General features: G+C 68.3%; 13 protein-coding genes. 6 read left to right on the plus strand and 7 right to left on the minus strand.

The genetic code is table 11. The annotated features are described in order from the left end of the window. Positions 1-65: 65 nt before the first annotated feature. Together EGH23_RS01275 and EGH23_RS01280 are read right to left on the minus strand one after the other, a co-directional pair. On the minus strand, positions 66-1,364 hold the full coding sequence (locus EGH23_RS01275; protein WP_220578221.1) for a hypothetical protein: 1,299 nt from the start codon (positions 1,362-1,364) through the stop codon (positions 66-68). Then, positions 1,364-2,128 carry a hypothetical protein gene (locus EGH23_RS01280; protein WP_220578222.1) on the minus strand — a complete coding sequence of 255 codons (765 nt, stop codon included), beginning with the start codon at positions 2,126-2,128 and terminating at the stop codon, positions 1,364-1,366. The genes EGH23_RS01275 and EGH23_RS01280 overlap by 1 nt, the downstream gene beginning before the upstream one ends. A gap of 135 nt (positions 2,129-2,263) precedes the next feature. Between EGH23_RS01280 and EGH23_RS01285 the strand changes: the two genes are divergently transcribed. After that, entirely contained in the window at positions 2,264-2,758 is a 495-nt protein-coding gene (locus EGH23_RS01285; protein WP_220578223.1) for a DUF7984 family protein, read from the plus strand. Here the strand turns inward: EGH23_RS01285 and EGH23_RS01290 are convergent. The 4 genes from EGH23_RS01290 to EGH23_RS01305 all read right to left on the minus strand — a co-directional run bounded on the left by EGH23_RS01290 (position 2,744) and on the right by EGH23_RS01305 (position 6,075). After that, positions 2,744-3,793 carry a DUF7350 domain-containing protein gene (locus EGH23_RS01290; RefSeq protein WP_220578224.1) on the minus strand — a complete coding sequence of 350 codons (1,050 nt, stop codon included), beginning with the start codon at positions 3,791-3,793 and terminating at the stop codon, positions 2,744-2,746. The two genes, EGH23_RS01285 and EGH23_RS01290, sit on opposite strands and share 15 nt — an antisense overlap. A 52-nt stretch (positions 3,794-3,845) precedes the next feature. After that, complete coding sequence (locus EGH23_RS01295) at positions 3,846-5,114, minus strand: Dyp-type peroxidase (RefSeq protein ID WP_220578225.1); 1,269 nt, start codon at positions 5,112-5,114, stop codon at positions 3,846-3,848. Positions 5,115-5,192: 78 nt separating this feature from the next. Continuing rightward, positions 5,193-5,696, minus strand: a complete 504-nt coding sequence (locus EGH23_RS01300) for a winged helix-turn-helix transcriptional regulator (RefSeq protein ID WP_220579200.1) — start codon at positions 5,694-5,696, stop codon at positions 5,193-5,195. Positions 5,697-5,733: 37 nt separating this feature from the next. Beyond that, positions 5,734-6,075, minus strand: a complete 342-nt coding sequence (locus tag EGH23_RS01305) for a DUF7471 family protein (RefSeq protein ID WP_220578226.1) — start codon at positions 6,073-6,075, stop codon at positions 5,734-5,736. 78 nt (positions 6,076-6,153) lie between these two features. Here EGH23_RS01305 and EGH23_RS01310 point away from each other — a divergent pair, with 78 nt between their 5' ends. Together EGH23_RS01310 and proS are read left to right on the plus strand one after the other, a co-directional pair. Then, positions 6,154-6,876, plus strand: coding sequence for an ATP-grasp domain-containing protein (locus EGH23_RS01310; protein WP_220578227.1), 723 nt, complete (start codon positions 6,154-6,156; stop codon positions 6,874-6,876). A gap of 59 nt (positions 6,877-6,935) precedes the next feature. Next, positions 6,936-8,390 (plus strand): proline--tRNA ligase, encoded by a 1,455-nt coding sequence (gene proS, locus EGH23_RS01315; protein ID WP_220578228.1) that lies wholly within the window; start codon positions 6,936-6,938, stop codon positions 8,388-8,390. A gap of 124 nt (positions 8,391-8,514) precedes the next feature. Here proS and EGH23_RS01320 read toward each other — a convergent pair whose 3' ends face one another. Next, a complete protein-coding gene (locus tag EGH23_RS01320; protein WP_220578229.1) occupies positions 8,515-8,814 on the minus strand; it encodes a hypothetical protein in 300 nt (99 codons plus the stop codon). A 295-nt stretch (positions 8,815-9,109) separates the two neighbouring features. Here EGH23_RS01320 and EGH23_RS01325 point away from each other — a divergent pair, with 295 nt between their 5' ends. The 3 genes from EGH23_RS01325 to gltB all read left to right on the plus strand — a co-directional run bounded on the left by EGH23_RS01325 (position 9,110) and on the right by gltB (position 15,660). After that, positions 9,110-10,366, plus strand: coding sequence for a Glu/Leu/Phe/Val family dehydrogenase (locus EGH23_RS01325; protein ID WP_220578230.1), 1,257 nt, complete (start codon positions 9,110-9,112; stop codon positions 10,364-10,366). A 131-nt stretch (positions 10,367-10,497) separates the two neighbouring features. Next, positions 10,498-10,914 carry a CBS domain-containing protein gene (locus EGH23_RS01330; protein ID WP_220578231.1) on the plus strand — a complete coding sequence of 139 codons (417 nt, stop codon included), beginning with the start codon at positions 10,498-10,500 and terminating at the stop codon, positions 10,912-10,914. Positions 10,915-11,106: 192 nt separating this feature from the next. Beyond that, the gene (gltB, locus tag EGH23_RS01335; protein WP_220578232.1) at positions 11,107-15,660 is read left to right on the plus strand and encodes a glutamate synthase large subunit; all 4,554 of its coding nucleotides are present in this window, start codon (positions 11,107-11,109) and stop codon (positions 15,658-15,660) included. The last annotated feature ends 94 nt before the right edge of the window (positions 15,661-15,754 follow it).

Here is a 15,754-nt window from a genome sequence, read left to right on the forward strand (position 1 = left end):
CTTGCACTCGTCCGCGCCTCGGGTCGAGCTACCCCTCCTGCGGGCGGAACGGAGCCCGCCGGCAGTCAGGCAGACGTGAGCGCCTCGGCCGCTCGCTCGCTGGCTTTCGGTGCGGCCCGCGCCAGCGCCGCGGCGACGACGTAGGACGAGACCGGGTCGGTCAGCCGCGCTGGGCGGACCTCGCCGCTGAGACGACTGAGTTCCCAGTCCGCGCTCCAGACGTGGCCGGCGGCGTCGGTGAGGACGGTCCGGGTTAGCCCGGGCTCGGGGCTCCCGGTCAGCGCCGAGGTCAGCGCGTCCACGGCGGTCTGTCGGTACCGGCGGACGTCGGCGGCGCTCTCGACGGCGAACTGCTCGCCCGACTCGATGCGCTCCAGCACGCCGTCCAGCGCGGCGAACGCGGCGAGTCGTCCCGTGGCGTCGAGGGCGGCGCTCGCTGGGCCGGCGGCGTCGGCGACGCGCTTCGCTCCGTAGTCGGCGTCGCTCCGGAGTTCGTGGACGATCCGCTCCCGAGCGCCCCAGTCGTCGGCGGTCGGTTCCGGCGGGAGGTCGTCGCGGCGCGAGCGAACGTCGGCGAGCAGCGTCTCCGCCGCGCGGCGCAGTTCCGCCTCGACGGTCCCGGCGTCCGCGGAGAGCGAGGCCGAGAACTGCGAACCGAGGTGGCGAGCGTCGGCGAGCAGCGCCCGCGCCGTCTCGACTTCCTCGGCCCACTCGGCGACGGTCAGGAGGCCGCCGCCGTCTGCTTCGGTGTGGGGCGAGTCGTCGTCGGTCGCCCGCCGAAGCAACGCCTCGATGCGGGCGTGGACCAGCGCCGCCCTGACCGGGTCGCTCCCGCGGTACTCCCGGGACGACTCGAACTCTCGCGCCTCGGCGACGGCGTCCTGCCGGGCCGACCGGAGATCGACGAGCGACTGCGATCCGGCGGCGAACCGCCAGCCGCCGGCGGCGTAGCGGGCGCGTTCACGGCTCCGCCGGAGTTCGCGCAACGCTACGAAGTCGGTCTCCGCTCGCCGCGCCTCGTCGAGCGCGTCGGTCGCGTCGTCGGCCGCGCCGAGCAACCGCCCGCGGACGTGCCCGTTCGGGATCTCGTCCGGGCCGAGCGGCATCGGCAACTCGGCCAGCAGCGAGGTGGTGCGGTCGCGGGCGGCCGCGAGGTGGGCGCCGTCGATGGCGACGGGCACGGTTGGCGCGACCAGTTGCCGGTTCTCGTCCGGGTCGACCTCCGGCAACTCGTGGCTCCGTATCGTCGTCTCCCCGGACCCGGTGAGGTCACCGATACCGCCACAGCCGGCGAGCGCGCTCGCGCCGGCCGCACCGACCGACGCGAGCATCCCGCGACGGGTCAGGCGGTCTCCGGCGGGCATCACGCTCCGCCCTCCGTCGGCGTCGCGGGCGACCGGATCGGTGTCCCGCTATCGTCGTCCGCCGTCGCCGTCTCACCGTCGCCGTCGTCCGACGAACCGAACTCCGCCCGCGCCCGTCGGTTCCCACAGCTCCCGGCCCCGGTAGAGGATCCGTAGCCGGTCACCTCCTCGGCGTCGAGGGCGGCCGGGATTCGGATGAGCCGCACCGCGAAGACTTTCTCGCCGTCTTCACAGCGCACGTCGTAGGGGCGGCTGACCCGTCCGTAGTCGGTCCGGACCTCGTCGGGGCTCCACGAGACGCTACAGAGTTCGAGGCGGAAGCACTCCTCGACCCGCTGGCTCTCGACGTAGACCGTCTCGCTGTCGAAGTCCGTCGCCTCGAAGAACGCCGGGATGCGGTCCGGGTTCGGCACGTCGGCGACCGAGACGCGCTCGGCGCGGTCGGCGGAGTCGACCAGCCCGTTCGTGTGGAAGTAACCGTAACCACCGTGTTCCGCGGGGGTCGGTCGCCCGTTTCCCTCGCGGTCGGGGTCGTCGAACCAGACCGGCGGGCGGTCGGTGTCGACCCGCAGCGCGAGGGAAGCGGGGTTCGATTCGCTGCCGGCGAAGTTTCCGCGGCTCGATTCGCCGTTTTCGCCGGCGGTCGGGGTCGGCTGCGCTCGCGTCGAGCTATCGCTCCCACTGAGCAGTTCACCGCACCCGGACAGCGCGGCGGCGACGCCCGCGGCTCCGTGGAGGACGCGTCGGCGTGTTGGAGGGACCATCGTCTCCGTAGCGTCGCTCGCCCAACGGAATAAGTCTCCTGTTGGCTGAAACCGCGCTCGACCTATCGACCTGTCGGTCGAAGCGTCGCGCCGAACCGTCGCCACACCGAAGGCGGCGGCGTGCGAGGATGGCCCATGCACGTCACACCCGCGGTCGTCGCCGAGGAGTACGAGTGGGTCCGCGAGCGGCGCGACGCGGTGGTTCCGCTCGTCAACGAGACGCGCGATCACCTGGGGGAGTTGTTCGACACGGACGTCGCGACCATCGACGAGGAAGCGTACCTCGACGCCGTCGACGCGGTGTTCGCCGACGGCGACGCGGCCGTCAACGTCGCGGCGCTGGTCCGCCTGCTCAGGGCGCTCGACGTCGAGGGGGACTACCCCGGATTCGTCGTCGACGAGATGCTCGGCCGCGAACTCGCGGGGATGGTGGCCGGGAACCAACCGCTCCGACTGCTCGCGGAGGCGACGTTCCACGTCGCCGACGTGCGGACCCACGGCGACGAGGGCGACCCGGCGGGAGCCGACGACCTCGACGCGGCGCTGGCGGCGGGCGTCCAGACGCGGCTTCCGGGGTGGTCGTGGCGGGAGAACGCCAGTCCGTTCGAGATCGACCTAGAAGGAGAGTGACGGCGTCGACAGGAACGCCGTCTCGAAGCCCTCGTGGCGCGACACCTGCGGCGGCGCGATGACCTCGACGGTGACCGAGGGGTCGCCGCCGGTCGCGGGGACGACCGCGCCGTAGTGATACCCGAGGTCGGGGTGGACCGCCGCGCTCAGGGCGTCGTCGAAGCCCGTCTCGCCGCCGGTCTCGACGGTGGCGTCCAGCGACATCATCGGCAGCGGAATCCGGTTGTAGGGGGTACGGGGCGAGACGGCCAGATACGACTCGCCGTCGCCGAGGAAGTCGGCCTCGGCGAGCCACGTCGCGGCGTACACGCCGTCGTTGCCCTTCTTCGTCCCCAGCACCGACCCGGGCAACTGCCCGGCGGGGGGCGTCTGCGAAGTCGGGATCATCTCCATCTCCAGCAACTCGACCGCGTTGCGCTCGCCCTGCTGATCGGGGAACTCCTCGAAGGAGAGGTCCCGCAGGGCCGACTGCGAGAAGTCGAACTCGACGCTGGCCTCGCCCGCCTCGCCGAATCGGTCGGAGAACGCACCGAGGCGGCGCTCGGACATGCCGTTGACGCGAACGCGGATCGTGTAGAGGTCGTCGCCGGGGAGCGCGTAGTTGTCGCCGTAGTGAAATCCCATGTTCTGTGAGATCATCGGCCACGGCGACTTGTCGGCGACCGTCTCGCCGTCCTTTTCGATGGTGATGGAGACGCCCGCTTTCACGGGTAGGACCATCTCCGTCTCCGGGTCCCAGACCGTCGCCATCAGGTGGAGGCTGTCGTCGCTCTGGATCTCGACTTTCTCCGCGTCGGTCCCGGTCACGGTCCAGAACCGGTGTGGGAACGAGTAGGTCAGACCGACCATGTAGTCGCCGGCCTGCGCCATCCCGGCCATCCCCATCCCCTCGGCGTGGGTGGGCCAGTAGGTCGCGTCGGGGCGGTCCTCGACCAGCGGCGGCGCACGCGTCGACTGGCTCTGCAGCGACCCACACCCCGCCAACAGCGAGGCTCCGGCGAGACCGGTGCCGGCGAGGAAACGACGGCGGTTCATGCCGCTGACTATCGGCTTTCTCCCAAAGACGGTTCTGGTACGGGCGGCGAAATCAGGCGCTCGGGTCGGCCGCCGGGAGCGCGCGCAGGGACCGGGGCGGCAGGAGGTAGTTCCCGCGGCGCTCGACGGTCATGTACTGGAGGATGCCGTTGTTGACCCGCTGGCCGACCGCCGAGTTCTCGGCGACGTCGGTGCCGTTCATCGACTCTCGCGTGTTCACGAAGTCGGCGATGGACCGCTGGAGCGAGAGGAAGTGGAGCCCCGCCTCGCCGCCGTCCGTCGAGTCGAAGTCCCGGCGGAGTATCACGGGGCTGTCGTCCTCGCGCACTCGGGTCATCTTCTGGGAGTGGCCCGCGACCCCCTCTCGGCGGCTGCTCTCGACCACGTCCTCCGGGCACTCGTCCATGCCGCTATCGGTGCCGAGGTTCTCGCCGACGCCCTCGACGCGGCCCTCGTCGGCGTGGGCCGGGCAGAACATCTTCGAGACGCGCTGCTCTCGGGAGTCCTGTTCGTACCACTGTTGGAGGTGCAGGCGGATGAACGAGAGGTGCTCGGTCGCGCCGCCGGCGAACGGGCCCGATTCGACGCTCACGCGGTCCTCGCTGGCCTGATTCCCCTTGAACCCGGACTTGAATCCCATGAACAGCGGCGACTCCTCGGGGACCGGCTCGGAGTCGGGAATCCCCTCGACGTCCTGATTGTCGGCCGGCAGACCGGGACCGACGAACCCGGTTCGACGGTCTGATTCGGCGAGGACGCCCGAGAACGTCGCAGACACCTCGCGGTCGTTGACCGTCTCGCGGTTGCCCTTCAGCGCCTCCTCGGCGGCCAAGACGACGCTCTCGTGGTCGCTGGCGAGGTGCAACAGCGCGTCGGGAGTGTCGAACGCGGGGTCTTCGAAGGGGGCGAGCGCTTCCGGGGCCGGCAGGTCGACGCCCGCGGGACCGGACTCGAAGCGCTCGAAGTACGAGGGGGTGTAGCCGAGCGTGAACAGCAGTCCCTCGTTGCTCCACTCGTAGGCGCGTTCGAGGCCCGTCAGCGCGTCCTCGACCTGTTTTCGGTCGCCGTCGGTCGGCGCGCCGTCGCCCTCGTAGTCGAGCAAGAGGAGGACGTGGTGGTGGGGCATGCGCGGGTTGCCGGCGTTGTCGGTGGCGAGCGACGCGTTCCACGCGTGCTGGCGGGCCGGTAAGCCGCCGGGGTCGTCGGTCCCCTCGGGGACGTCGGGCGCGCCGCGGTCGAGACAGGCGGCGAGCGCGGCCGTCCCGCCGATGGCGACGGCGCTCTTGGCGAACTCGCGTCGAGAGATGCCGCGGTCGGTCATCGACGCTCGCTAGGGACTCGCCCCTCTACTGGGTTCTGGTACGGGCGTCGAACGAGACCTGACCGAGAGCGAGCCGTCCTACGGGTCTTCCAGCAGCCCGTCCACCAGCCGCTCGAACCGGTCGGTCAGCCGTTCGGGCAGCGTCGGTTCCGCGGCGCGGAGGAGGCGAGCGGTCTCCTCGGGCCGACGGAGCGCGAGGGTCACGCGGCCGGCGTCCCGGCGCTTCTCGACGACGCCGCACTCCACGAGCCCGTCGAGGTGGTGTTCGAGCGTGCTCCGGGCGATCCCGAGGCGATCGGCGACGGCCGCGGGCCGAGCGGTCTCTCGCTCCAGTAGCGTCACCACGACGTCGCGGGCCGTCTCGCGCCGGAGGCGCGCCAGCGCGCGCCGCTCCCACGGGTCGTAACCCGGCGGGTAGTAGTGCTTCCGACCGCCGACCGATTCGCCGACGACGTCGTCGAGTCGCCGGAGGTGGTACTGCACCTGCCCGGTCCCCAGGTCCAGCGCCCGGGTCAACTCCCGGAAGTGGACGCCCGGGTCCCGCTCGATCTGGTCGCGGATGCGCCGCCTCGTCTCGTTCATCGTCCCTCCGTCTCGGTCCATACCGCCGTTGTCTCACTCACGTGTCCTCCTCGCTATCCAGTCGCTTCTCGACGCTGCGGGCGTAGTAGACCGCGCCGAACACTAGCGCGACGACGACGGCGTCGGCCCCGTGCTCCAGCGTGTGGTGGGTCGCGGGGCTGATGGTCCCCAGCATCGCCAGTCCGGCCACCAGCGGGCGGGCGACCAGCGCGACGAGCGCCAGCGCGAGCAACAGATAGGCCCGCGACCCGCGCCGCCGGTACACCGAGAGGCCGAGAATACAGAGCGCCGCCGTCGCGACGGCCGACACCGCGAGCACGACGGCGAAGTCGGCGTGGAAGTCGCCCCAGTGAACGCCGACGTGACCCGGCCGAATCATGGTCGGGCTTGGGGACGGAGCCACCTGAGTCGCTCGGTTCTGCCGGAGTTTTTTACGCCCGCCGTCCGACCCGCCGCCATGGATACAATCGGGTTCGTCTGCGAGCCGGACCACCCGGCCTTCGGTCCGGTCGCGGAACGCCTGGCGGCGCGGGGATTCGACGTCGAGTTCCGCCGGCCGGCCGACCCGATCTCGCCCGGGGCGGTAGCGGGTCTCTCGGCGCTCGTCAACGGCGCGCTCCACCCCGAGGCGTTCGCGGCGCTCCGGTTCGCCGATAGGGTGGGCGTCCCGACGTGGAACGGGTTCGCGGCGACGACGGCGCTGTCCGCTCGCCTCGTGTCGCTCGACGCGCTGTCGTCGGTCGGCTGTCGCGTCCCCGAGGTGCGCTTCGACGGGCCGAGCGAGGGCTACGTCGCCGGCCGCCGGTACGCGTGGACGGGGGGTTCCTCGCTCGGCGAGGCCGACTTCCACGTCGAAGACGTCAGGGACGGCCCGGTCGACCACCGCTATTACGCCGTCGACGACGGCCGCGAGACGCACATGCGCGCCCTGAAGGTCCGAACGTCGCTCTCGGGGACGGACTCGGTGGTCACGTCGACGGAGGTCGACATCATGTTGGCCGCGCGGGTGCGAGAGCTACAGGACCGCTTCGGCGCGCGGGCCGTCGCCGTCGATTTCACCGAGGGCGCGGACGGCGAGTTCTACGCGCTCGGGGCGACGCCGGTCCCGAGCTTCGCCGGCGCGGGGATGGAGCGGCGCATCGCCGACTCCGTGGCGTCGCTGACGACGCTCGGTGCGTAGTGACACACCGTCCCGCCCCTTCGGGGAGTTTATTAGCCGCGTCGGCCACGATTCCGGTAATGAGCGGCGAGCAGGAACTCGGCATCACGGAGAGCAAGGAACATTCACCCGGCGAGTGGTACGCCGAGGTCGTCCAGAAGGCCGGCCTCGCGGACTACGCCCCCATGGGCGGATTCATCGTCACGCGACCGCGCGGCTACGCTATCTGGGAGCGCATCCAGGACCACCTCGACGGCTGGTTCAAGGACACCGGCGTCACGAACGCCTACTTCCCGATGTTCATCCCCGAGTCGTACCTCGAACGGGAGAAGGACATCGTCGAGGGGTTCGACCCCGAGGTGGCGTGGGTTACCCACGGCGGCAACGAGGAACTCGAAGAGCGGCTGGCCGTGCGGCCCACCAGCGAGTCCATCATCGCGCCGTTCATGGCCGACTGGACCCGCTCGCACCGGGACCTCCCGATGCGGCTCAACCAGTGGTGTTCGGTCGTCCGGTGGGAGGCCACCGAGACCAAGCCGTTCTTCCGCACCAAGGAGTTCCTCTGGCAGGAGGGTCACACCGCTCACACCGACGAGGAGGGCGCGTGGGACGAGACGATGACCCGACTGGAGCAGTACGCCCGCCTCTACGAGGACGTGATGGCGCTGCCGCCGCTGAAGGGCCGCAAGCCCGAACACGACAAGTTCCCCGGCGCGCACACGACCACCTCCATCGAGGCCCTGATGCCCGACGGGAAGTCGGTGCAGGCCGCCACCTCCCACTATCTCGGGACCTCCTTCGCGGAGGCGTTCGACATCACCTACGCCGACGCCGACGAGGACGAGAACACGGCCCACACGACCTCGTGGGGCCTCTCGTGGCGCGCGATGGGGGCGCTCATCATGACACACTCCGACGATCAGGGCCTCGTCCTGCCGCCCGCGTTGGCCCCCGACCAGGTCGTCGTCGTCCCCATATGGCAGGAGGAGAACAAGGACGAGGTAATCGAGTACGCCGCCGACCTCGCCGCGGAACTGGACGAGGCCGGCGTCCGCGTCGAACTCGACGACCGCGAACACCGAAATCCCGGCTTCAAGTTCAACGAGCACGAACTCAACGGCATCCCGCTCCGGGTCGAAATCGGCCCCCACGAGGTCGAAGACGAGGAGGCCACGCTGGCCCACCGCCCCGACGGCGAACAGGAGACCGTCGACCGCGAGGGCATCGCCGAGACGGTTCAAGAGCACCTCGACACCGTCCACGGGAAGCTGTACGCCAGCGCCGAGGAGACCTTAGAGGGCGAGATTCGAGAAGCCGACTCCCGCGAGGAGATCCTCGGCACCATCGGCCAGCACGGCGGCTACGTCAAGTGCGGCTGGTGCGGCGACGAGGACTGTGAAGACCCCATCAAAGACGCCATCGCCGCCGAGATCGTGATGGTGCCCCTCGACCGCGACGAGGAGCCGATCCACGACGCGTGTGCCATCTGCGGCGAGGACGCCGAAGAGACGGCGTACTTCGCGAAGAGCTACTAATTCATCTACTAGCCCCGAGCGACCGGGCGAAGGCGTCCCGCCAGTCGCCGCCGCGGAGTCGCACCTCGTCGGATCGGTCGTCCATACCAGCCGGGGGACCGCTGGCGCGCAAGAGTATGGGCCGCTATCGGTCCTCTCCCGGAGTAAGCTCGACGTATCGACGAATACCGCTTTCGTAACAAACCGTTATCTCGGACCCGAGGCCCGCCACCGGTTCGCTCGCGCCAGGTGGCTGAGTCCGCGCGACTGCCGCGCCGTCGCCGAGGCCGCCGTCCGCCACCCACTCTCGCCGTCGCCGCTGGTCGTCAACGCGATCTCGCGGAACGGCGGCCGATATCTGACGCTCGCCGATACCACCGTCTCGCTCGACTATCGGCCGCGCGACGATGCGGACGAGGTGCTCGCCGAACCATAACGTCACCATCACGAAAGGTGGGGCTAAGGGAGCGTGTGACTTTCTCCGTGCCCCCAGTGTCGAGTGATACACGGGCATATATAAATTACCGTCAGACTCGGGTCATACAAACGACAGACGGCGATGATGTTCGAGGGGATTTCGTATCAGATATGCGAACTCCAGCCGCGAAATATTACGAGTGAGGTCGACATTATATTGTATTACCACACTATACCTGTACTATGTCATTTCTTGCCCGTTAACTGTGAGAGATGGTGATACTTCGAATTCTTTTTAAATACCTCTGCGCGTTCGTTCATATATGGGAGATTCGGTCAACCCGTTCGAAAGCTTTCAGGAACAGGTAGACGAGGCCGCCGACTACGTCGAGGCCGACGAGGGAATGCTCGAGCGGCTCAAGAACCCGGAGCGGATCCTCGAGACGAACCTCTCGGTCGAGATGGACGACGGCTCTATCGAGGTGTTCCGCGCGTACCGCTCGCAGTTCAACGGCGACCGCGGCCCCTACAAGGGCGGCATCCGCTATCACCCGAACGTCTCCCGCGACGAGGTCAAGGCGCTCTCCGGGTGGATGGCGTACAAGACCGCGACGGCCGGCATCCCCCTCGGCGGTGGCAAAGGCGGCATCGTCATCGACCCCGCGGAGTACTCCGAATCCGAACTGGAGCGCATCACTCGCACCTTCGCGAAGGAACTGACGCCGCTCATCGGCGAGGACCGCGACATCCCCGCGCCGGACGTCAACACCGGCCAGCGCGAGATGAACTGGATCAAGGACACCTACGAGACCCTAGAGAACACGACCGAACCCGGCGTCATCACGGGGAAGGACATCTCGAGCGGCGGGAGCGAGGGCCGCGTCGAGGCGACCGGTCGCTCGACGGTCATCGCCGCCCGCGAGGCCTTCGACTACCTCGGCCGCGACATCTCCGATGCGACGGTGGCCGTCCAGGGCTACGGGAACGCCGGCTGGATATCGGCGAAGCTCGCCGAGGAGCTCGGTGCCACGGTCGTCGCCGTCTCCGACTCCAGCGGCGGTATCTACAGCGAGGACGGCATCGACGCCGTCGACGCCAAGCGACACAAGCGAGAGACCGGAAGCGTCGTGGAGTACCCCGGCGCGGACGAGGAGGTCACCAACGACGAACTGCTCCAGTTGGACGTCGACCTGCTGATCCCGGCGGCGCTGGAGAACGCCATCGACGAGGAGATCGCGCGGGGCGTCCGGGCCGACGTCATCTCCGAGGCGGCCAACGGTCCGATCACGCCGGCCGGTGACGACGTGCTCGAAGACGAGGACGTGCTCGTCGTCCCCGACATCCTGGCCAACGCCGGCGGCGTCACGGTCTCGTACTTCGAGTGGGTCCAGAACCGTCAGCGCTTCTACTGGGACGAAGAACGCGTCAACGACGAACTCGAAGACATCATCGTCGACCAGTTCGACACGCTCGTCGACGCCTACGAGGAGCACGACCTCCCGAGCATGCGCGTCGCCGCCTACGTCGTCGCGATCGACCGCGTCGTCGAAGCGGCCGAACAGGCCGACGTCTGGCCGTAGCCCGTTCGAGCGGACGAAGACGACGCCTCGTCCCCTTCCCGCTCTCTCGCCGTCAGCCGTGCTCTGAAGGGCTCTCGTCGCGAATCGCTGGAGACGACAAACTTATCCAAGGAGAGATGATACCGATACTCATGGATGACATTTTTGTCGGTCGCCTGATGTCGTCGCCCGTACAGACGGTATCGGCGGACGCGTCGGCGGAGTCCGTCGCCGAGACGATGCTCGCGGAGAACATCAGTTCCGTCGTCGTCGTCGACGACGCGGGCCGGCTCGAGGGGGTCGTCACGTCGACCGACTTCGTCCGTATCGCCGCACAGGGCGGAGAGACGAGTTCGATACCCGTCGCCGAGTACATGAGCACCGACGTCGTAACGACGACGGCCAACGAGTCCGTCGAGTCCGTCGCCGACACCCTGATCGAGAACGGGATTCATCACGTCCCGGTCACCGACGAGACGGAGGGCGTCGTCGGGATGCTGACGACGACGGACCTCACCGCTTACGTCTCCGGTATCGAAGAACCGTCGCCGGCACGCGCTCAGAACTAACGCAGGCGACGACGGTCCCGTTTTCCGCGTTTCTCTCTGAACGACGACGCCGTCGTTCATCGCGCCCGTCATGTCGAACTGAATAGACTGCAATCTATCGTTATAAATATATATGCCCTAATATGTGGTCTAACAACGCTAATACCTTCAGGACCATCCTTTTATGGGGTGTTTCGCTAGTAGCGCGCATACATGGTTGAGCGACACGACAGCGACGAGGCTGCGAGCGGGGCCGGACTCGCAGACCCGACGGACTCTCGGTCGAACTGCGGCGTCGGGGTCGTGATGGACCTCGACGGCGGCAGCGACCACGAGACGGTACAGGACGGACTGCAACTCCTCGAGAACCTCGAGCACCGAGGGACGACGGGGGCCGAGTATAACACCGGCGACGGCGCGGGCATCATGCTGCAGTTGCCCCACGACTTCTTCGCCGAGGAGCTAGACGCCGATCTCCCCGACCCCGGCGAGTACGCCGTCGGGACGCTCTTTCTGCCGCAGGACGAGGACGACGCCGCCGACCTGAAAGACTTAGTCGAGACGGAGCTCGCCGGCGAGGGACTCGACGTCCTGGACTGGCGCGACGTCCCGACGGACAACGCGGACATCGGACAGACCGCGCTCGACGCGGAACCCGCCGTCGCCCAGTTCGCGGTCACGTCCGAGGACGGCGAGACGGGCCGGGACCTCGACAACCAGCTCTACGTCGGCCGCCGCGTCCTCGAGAACGCCGTCGGCGAGGAGCGACCGGCCGGACACGAGCGCTTCTACGTCGTCTCGCTGGCGACGGACGTCGTCGTCTACAAGGGCCTGCTGAAGGCCGAACAGCTCCCCGAGTACTACCCGGACCTCGCCGACGAACGCCTGACCTCTACCTTCGCGATGGTCCACGCCCGCTTCTCGACGAACACGCTCGGCGCGTGGCACCTCGCACACCCCTACCGCCGCATCATCCACAACGGCGAGTTCAACACCATCCAGGGCAACATCAACTGGATGCGGGCCCGCGAGACGGACATCCAGAGCGAGCGCTTCGGCGACGACATCGGGAAGATAAAGCCCATCATCGACGATCCGGACCAGTCCGACACCGCGAGCGTCGACAACGCGCTCGAACTCCTCTTACAGGGCGGCCGCGACCTCCCGCACGCGCTCCGAATGCTCATCCCCGAGGCGTGGCGCGGCGAGATGAACGACGTGACCGGCGACCGTCGCGATTTCTACGACTACCACGCCTCGCTGGTCGAACCGTGGGACGGCCCCGCGCTGGTCGCGGCGACCGACGGCGAGCGCATCGGTGCCGTCCTCGACCGGAACGGCCTGCGCCCCTGTCGCTACGACGTCTTAGAGGACAACACGCTCGTGATGTCCTCGGAGGCCGGCGCGCTCGACCACGACGCCGGCGAGATCGCCGAACGCGGCCGCCTCCAGCCGGGGCAGTGTTTCCTCGCCGACCCCGAGGAAGGACGGGTCATCCCCGACGCCGAAGTGTTCGAGGACATCGCCGACGAGAAGTACGGCGAGTGGGTCGCCGAGGAACAGGTCGACATCGACGACATCGCCGCCCGCGAGGACAACACGCCCCAGACCGAGGCCGCCGGCCTGCGGAGCCAGCAGGCGATGTACGGCTACACCTACGACGAGGTGGACCACCTCATCGAACCGATGGCCGAGAAGGGGAAGGACCCGGTCGGGTCGATGGGCGACGACACGCCGCTGTCGGTGCTCTCGCAGTTCAACCGCCCGCTGTTCACCTACTTCAAACAGCTGTTCGCGCAGGTCACTAACCCGCCGCTCGACTACATCCGCGAGGAACTGGTCACCTCGCTGGAATCTCGGCTGGGCTACCAGCGCAACTTACTGGACGAGTCCCAGGACCACGCCCGGCAACTCGTCCTCGACTCGCCCATCCTCACCGACGAGGAGACGGCGGCGATCAAGGACCTAGACGAGAACGGCATGTCGACGGCGGTCGTCGACATCACCTACGAGCGCGGCACCGACCTCCGCGAGGCCGTCGAGGACGTGCGCGCCGAAGCCGACGCCGCCGCGGAGGACCACGACGTCATCGTCCTCTCGGACCGAGACGCCGACGAGGACCGCGTCCCCATCCCGTCGCTGCTGGCGGTCGGCGGCATCCACCACCACCTCGTCCGCAACGGCCTGCGCAACCACGTCGGGCTCGTCCTCGAATCCGGCGATCCGCGTGCGGTCCATCACTTCGCGACGCTGATCGGCTACGGCGCCGGCGCGGTCAACCCCTACCTCTCCTATCAGACGATCGACGACCTCGTCGCCGGGCCGGACGGCGCGGACCTCTCGGCGGCCATCGACGCCTACATCACCGCCGTCGAGGACGGCCTGCTGAAGACGATGGCGAAGATGGGCATCTCGACCGTCGAGAGCTATCAGGGCGCCCAGATCTTCGAGGCCGTCGGCCTCTCCTCGGACTTCATCGCCGAGTACTTCGAGGGGACGACCTGCCGCACCGAGGGGATCGGCATCGACGACATCGAGGAGGACCTCCTCCAGCGACACGACGTCGCCTGGAGCGAGGAGGAACCCGACATGCCCCGCCAGGGCGAGTACGAGTTCCGCTCGAACGGCATCCACCATCAGTGGAACCCCGAGACGGTCGGGAAGATCCAACAGGCCGTCCGGATGGGCGACTACGAGACCTACCAGGAGTTCGCCGAACTCATCAACGACCAGAACGAGCAGCTCCAGACGCTTCGGGGCCTACTCGAACTGGACTCGGACCGCGAGTCCGTCCCCATCGAGGACGTCGAATCCGTCGACGACATCGTGAAGCGCTTCGAGACGGCGGCGATGTCGCTGGGGTCGCTCTCCCCGGAGATGCACGAGAACAACGCCATCGCCATGAACCGGATGGGGGCCAACGCCAACACCGGCGAAGGCGGCGAACCGCCCGAGCGGTTCGACACGGAGAAGGAGTGTACGACTAAGCAGGTCGCCTCGGGGCGCTTCGGCGTCACCGCTCACTACCTCGAATCGGCCGACGAACTCCAGATCAAGATGGCACAGGGGTCGAAACCCGGCGAGGGCGGCCACCTGCCCGGGAAGAAGGTCAACGAGATGATCGCCCACGTCCGCTACGCGACGCCGGGCGTCGGCCTCATCTCGCCGCCGCCGCTGCACGACATCTACTCCATCGAGGACCTCAAACAGCTCATCCACGACCTGAAAGCCAGTAATCCGGAAGCGGACATCAACGTCAAACTGGTCGCCGAGGACGGCATCGGCACCATCGCGGCCGGCGTGGCCAAGGCCAACGCCGACGTGGTCCACATCTCGGGCCACGACGGCGGGACCGGCGCGTCGCCGAAGACCTCCATCAAGAACGCCGGCCTGCCGTGGGAACTCGGCGTCGCCGAGGCCAATCAGATGCTCCGCGCGACGGGGCTGCGCTCGCGCATCACGGTCACCGCCGACGGCGGGATGAAGACCGGCCGCGACGTGGCCGTCGCCGCGCTCCTGGGTGCCGAAGGCTACACCTTCGGGACCGCCTCGCTGGTCACGTCGGGCTGTGTGATGGCCCGGCAGTGCCACGAGAACACCTGTCCGGTCGGCATCGCCACGCAGAACGAGAACCTGCGGAGCCGGTTCCCCGGCGAGCCGCAACACGTCATCAACTACATGACGTTCGTCGCACAGGAGCTCCGCGAGATAATGGCCGAACTCGGCTTCGAGTCGGTCGAGGAGATGATCGGCCGAGTCAACGTCCTCGAACAGCGAGACGACGTGAGCCAGCCGAAGGCCGAGAAGATCGACCTCTCGTCGGTCATCGTGGAACCGGTCGACAACGACGGTCGGTACAAACAGCGCGAACAGGACCACGAGATAGACGAACAGCTCGACTGGGACCTCATCGACGCGGCCGAGCCCGCCCTCGAGAGCGGCGAACCGGTCGCCGTCGACACCGACGTGGACAACGTCGACCGGGCCGTCGGCGCGACGCTGTCGAACCGCATCTGCCGGGAGTACGGCGGCGACGGCCTGCCGGACGACACCGTCCGGGTCGACCTGAACGGGACGGCGGGCCAGTCCTTCGGCGCGTTCCTCGCACAGGGCGTGACGATGGACCTCACCGGGACGGCCAACGACTACGTCGGTAAGGGGCTCTCCGGCGGCAAACTCGTCGTCAACACGCCCGCGGAGGCGTCCTACGAGGCCAGCGAGAATATCGTCGTCGGCAACGTCGCGCTGTACGGCGCGACCCAGGGCGAGGCCTACATCAACGGGCAGGCCGGCGAGCGCTTCGCCGTGCGCAACTCCGGCGTCAAGGGCGTCGTCGAGGGCGTCGGCGACCACGGCTGCGAGTACATGACCGGTGGCGCGATCGTCGTCCTCGGCGAGACGGGCAAGAACTTCGCGGCCGGGATGTCCGGCGGCGTCGCCTACGTCTACGACCCCGACGGTAACCTCGCCGAACGGGCCAACACCGGCATGGTCTCCATCGAAGACGGCCTGGAGGGCAAAGACCGCGGGATGATCTCCCGCCTCGTCGAGAACCACGCGGCCTACACGGGCTCCGAGAAGGCGGCGGCGCTGTTAGACGAGTGGGACGCCGAAGTCGAGAACTTCACCAAGGTGATGCCCGACGCCTACGCGGAGGTCATCAGCGATCGGGAGCGCGACGACGTGCGCAACGAACCGCCCGCCGCCGCGTCGGCACCGGCCGACGCCGGCGACGAGGTGGACTTCGCGGCCTCCTCCGACGACTGAGCGGCGACCTTCGAACGCGTTTCGCCCGCGGGCCTGACTCCGACCGCGGATTTTCTTCGGTGCTGTAATATATCCACCAATATATCTTTTCGCC

Source organism: Haloarcula nitratireducens, assembly GCF_019599505.1.

Excerpts from the sequence above, each read along its gene's own strand:
- EGH23_RS01325 (WP_220578230.1), top strand. The coding sequence starts at position 9,110 with ATGGGAGATTCGGTCAACCCGTTCGAAAGCTTTCAGGAACAGGTAGAC.
- EGH23_RS01300 (WP_220579200.1), bottom strand. The coding sequence starts at position 5,696 with ATGAACGAGACGAGGCGGCGCATCCGCGACCAGATCGAGCGGGACCCG.
- EGH23_RS01330 (WP_220578231.1), top strand. The coding sequence starts at position 10,498 with ATGGATGACATTTTTGTCGGTCGCCTGATGTCGTCGCCCGTACAGACG.
- EGH23_RS01275 (WP_220578221.1), bottom strand. The coding sequence starts at position 1,364 with ATGCCCGCCGGAGACCGCCTGACCCGTCGCGGGATGCTCGCGTCGGTC.
- EGH23_RS01285 (WP_220578223.1), top strand. The coding sequence starts at position 2,264 with ATGCACGTCACACCCGCGGTCGTCGCCGAGGAGTACGAGTGGGTCCGC.
- EGH23_RS01320 (WP_220578229.1), bottom strand. The coding sequence starts at position 8,814 with ATGGTGACGTTATGGTTCGGCGAGCACCTCGTCCGCATCGTCGCGCGG.
- proS (WP_220578228.1), top strand. The coding sequence starts at position 6,936 with ATGAGCGGCGAGCAGGAACTCGGCATCACGGAGAGCAAGGAACATTCA.
- EGH23_RS01295 (WP_220578225.1), bottom strand. The coding sequence starts at position 5,114 with ATGACCGACCGCGGCATCTCTCGACGCGAGTTCGCCAAGAGCGCCGTC.
- EGH23_RS01290 (WP_220578224.1), bottom strand. The coding sequence starts at position 3,793 with ATGAACCGCCGTCGTTTCCTCGCCGGCACCGGTCTCGCCGGAGCCTCG.
- gltB (WP_220578232.1), top strand. The coding sequence starts at position 11,107 with ATGGTTGAGCGACACGACAGCGACGAGGCTGCGAGCGGGGCCGGACTC.
- EGH23_RS01310 (WP_220578227.1), top strand. The coding sequence starts at position 6,154 with ATGGATACAATCGGGTTCGTCTGCGAGCCGGACCACCCGGCCTTCGGT.
- EGH23_RS01305 (WP_220578226.1), bottom strand. The coding sequence starts at position 6,075 with ATGATTCGGCCGGGTCACGTCGGCGTTCACTGGGGCGACTTCCACGCC.
- EGH23_RS01280 (WP_220578222.1), bottom strand. The coding sequence starts at position 2,128 with ATGGTCCCTCCAACACGCCGACGCGTCCTCCACGGAGCCGCGGGCGTC.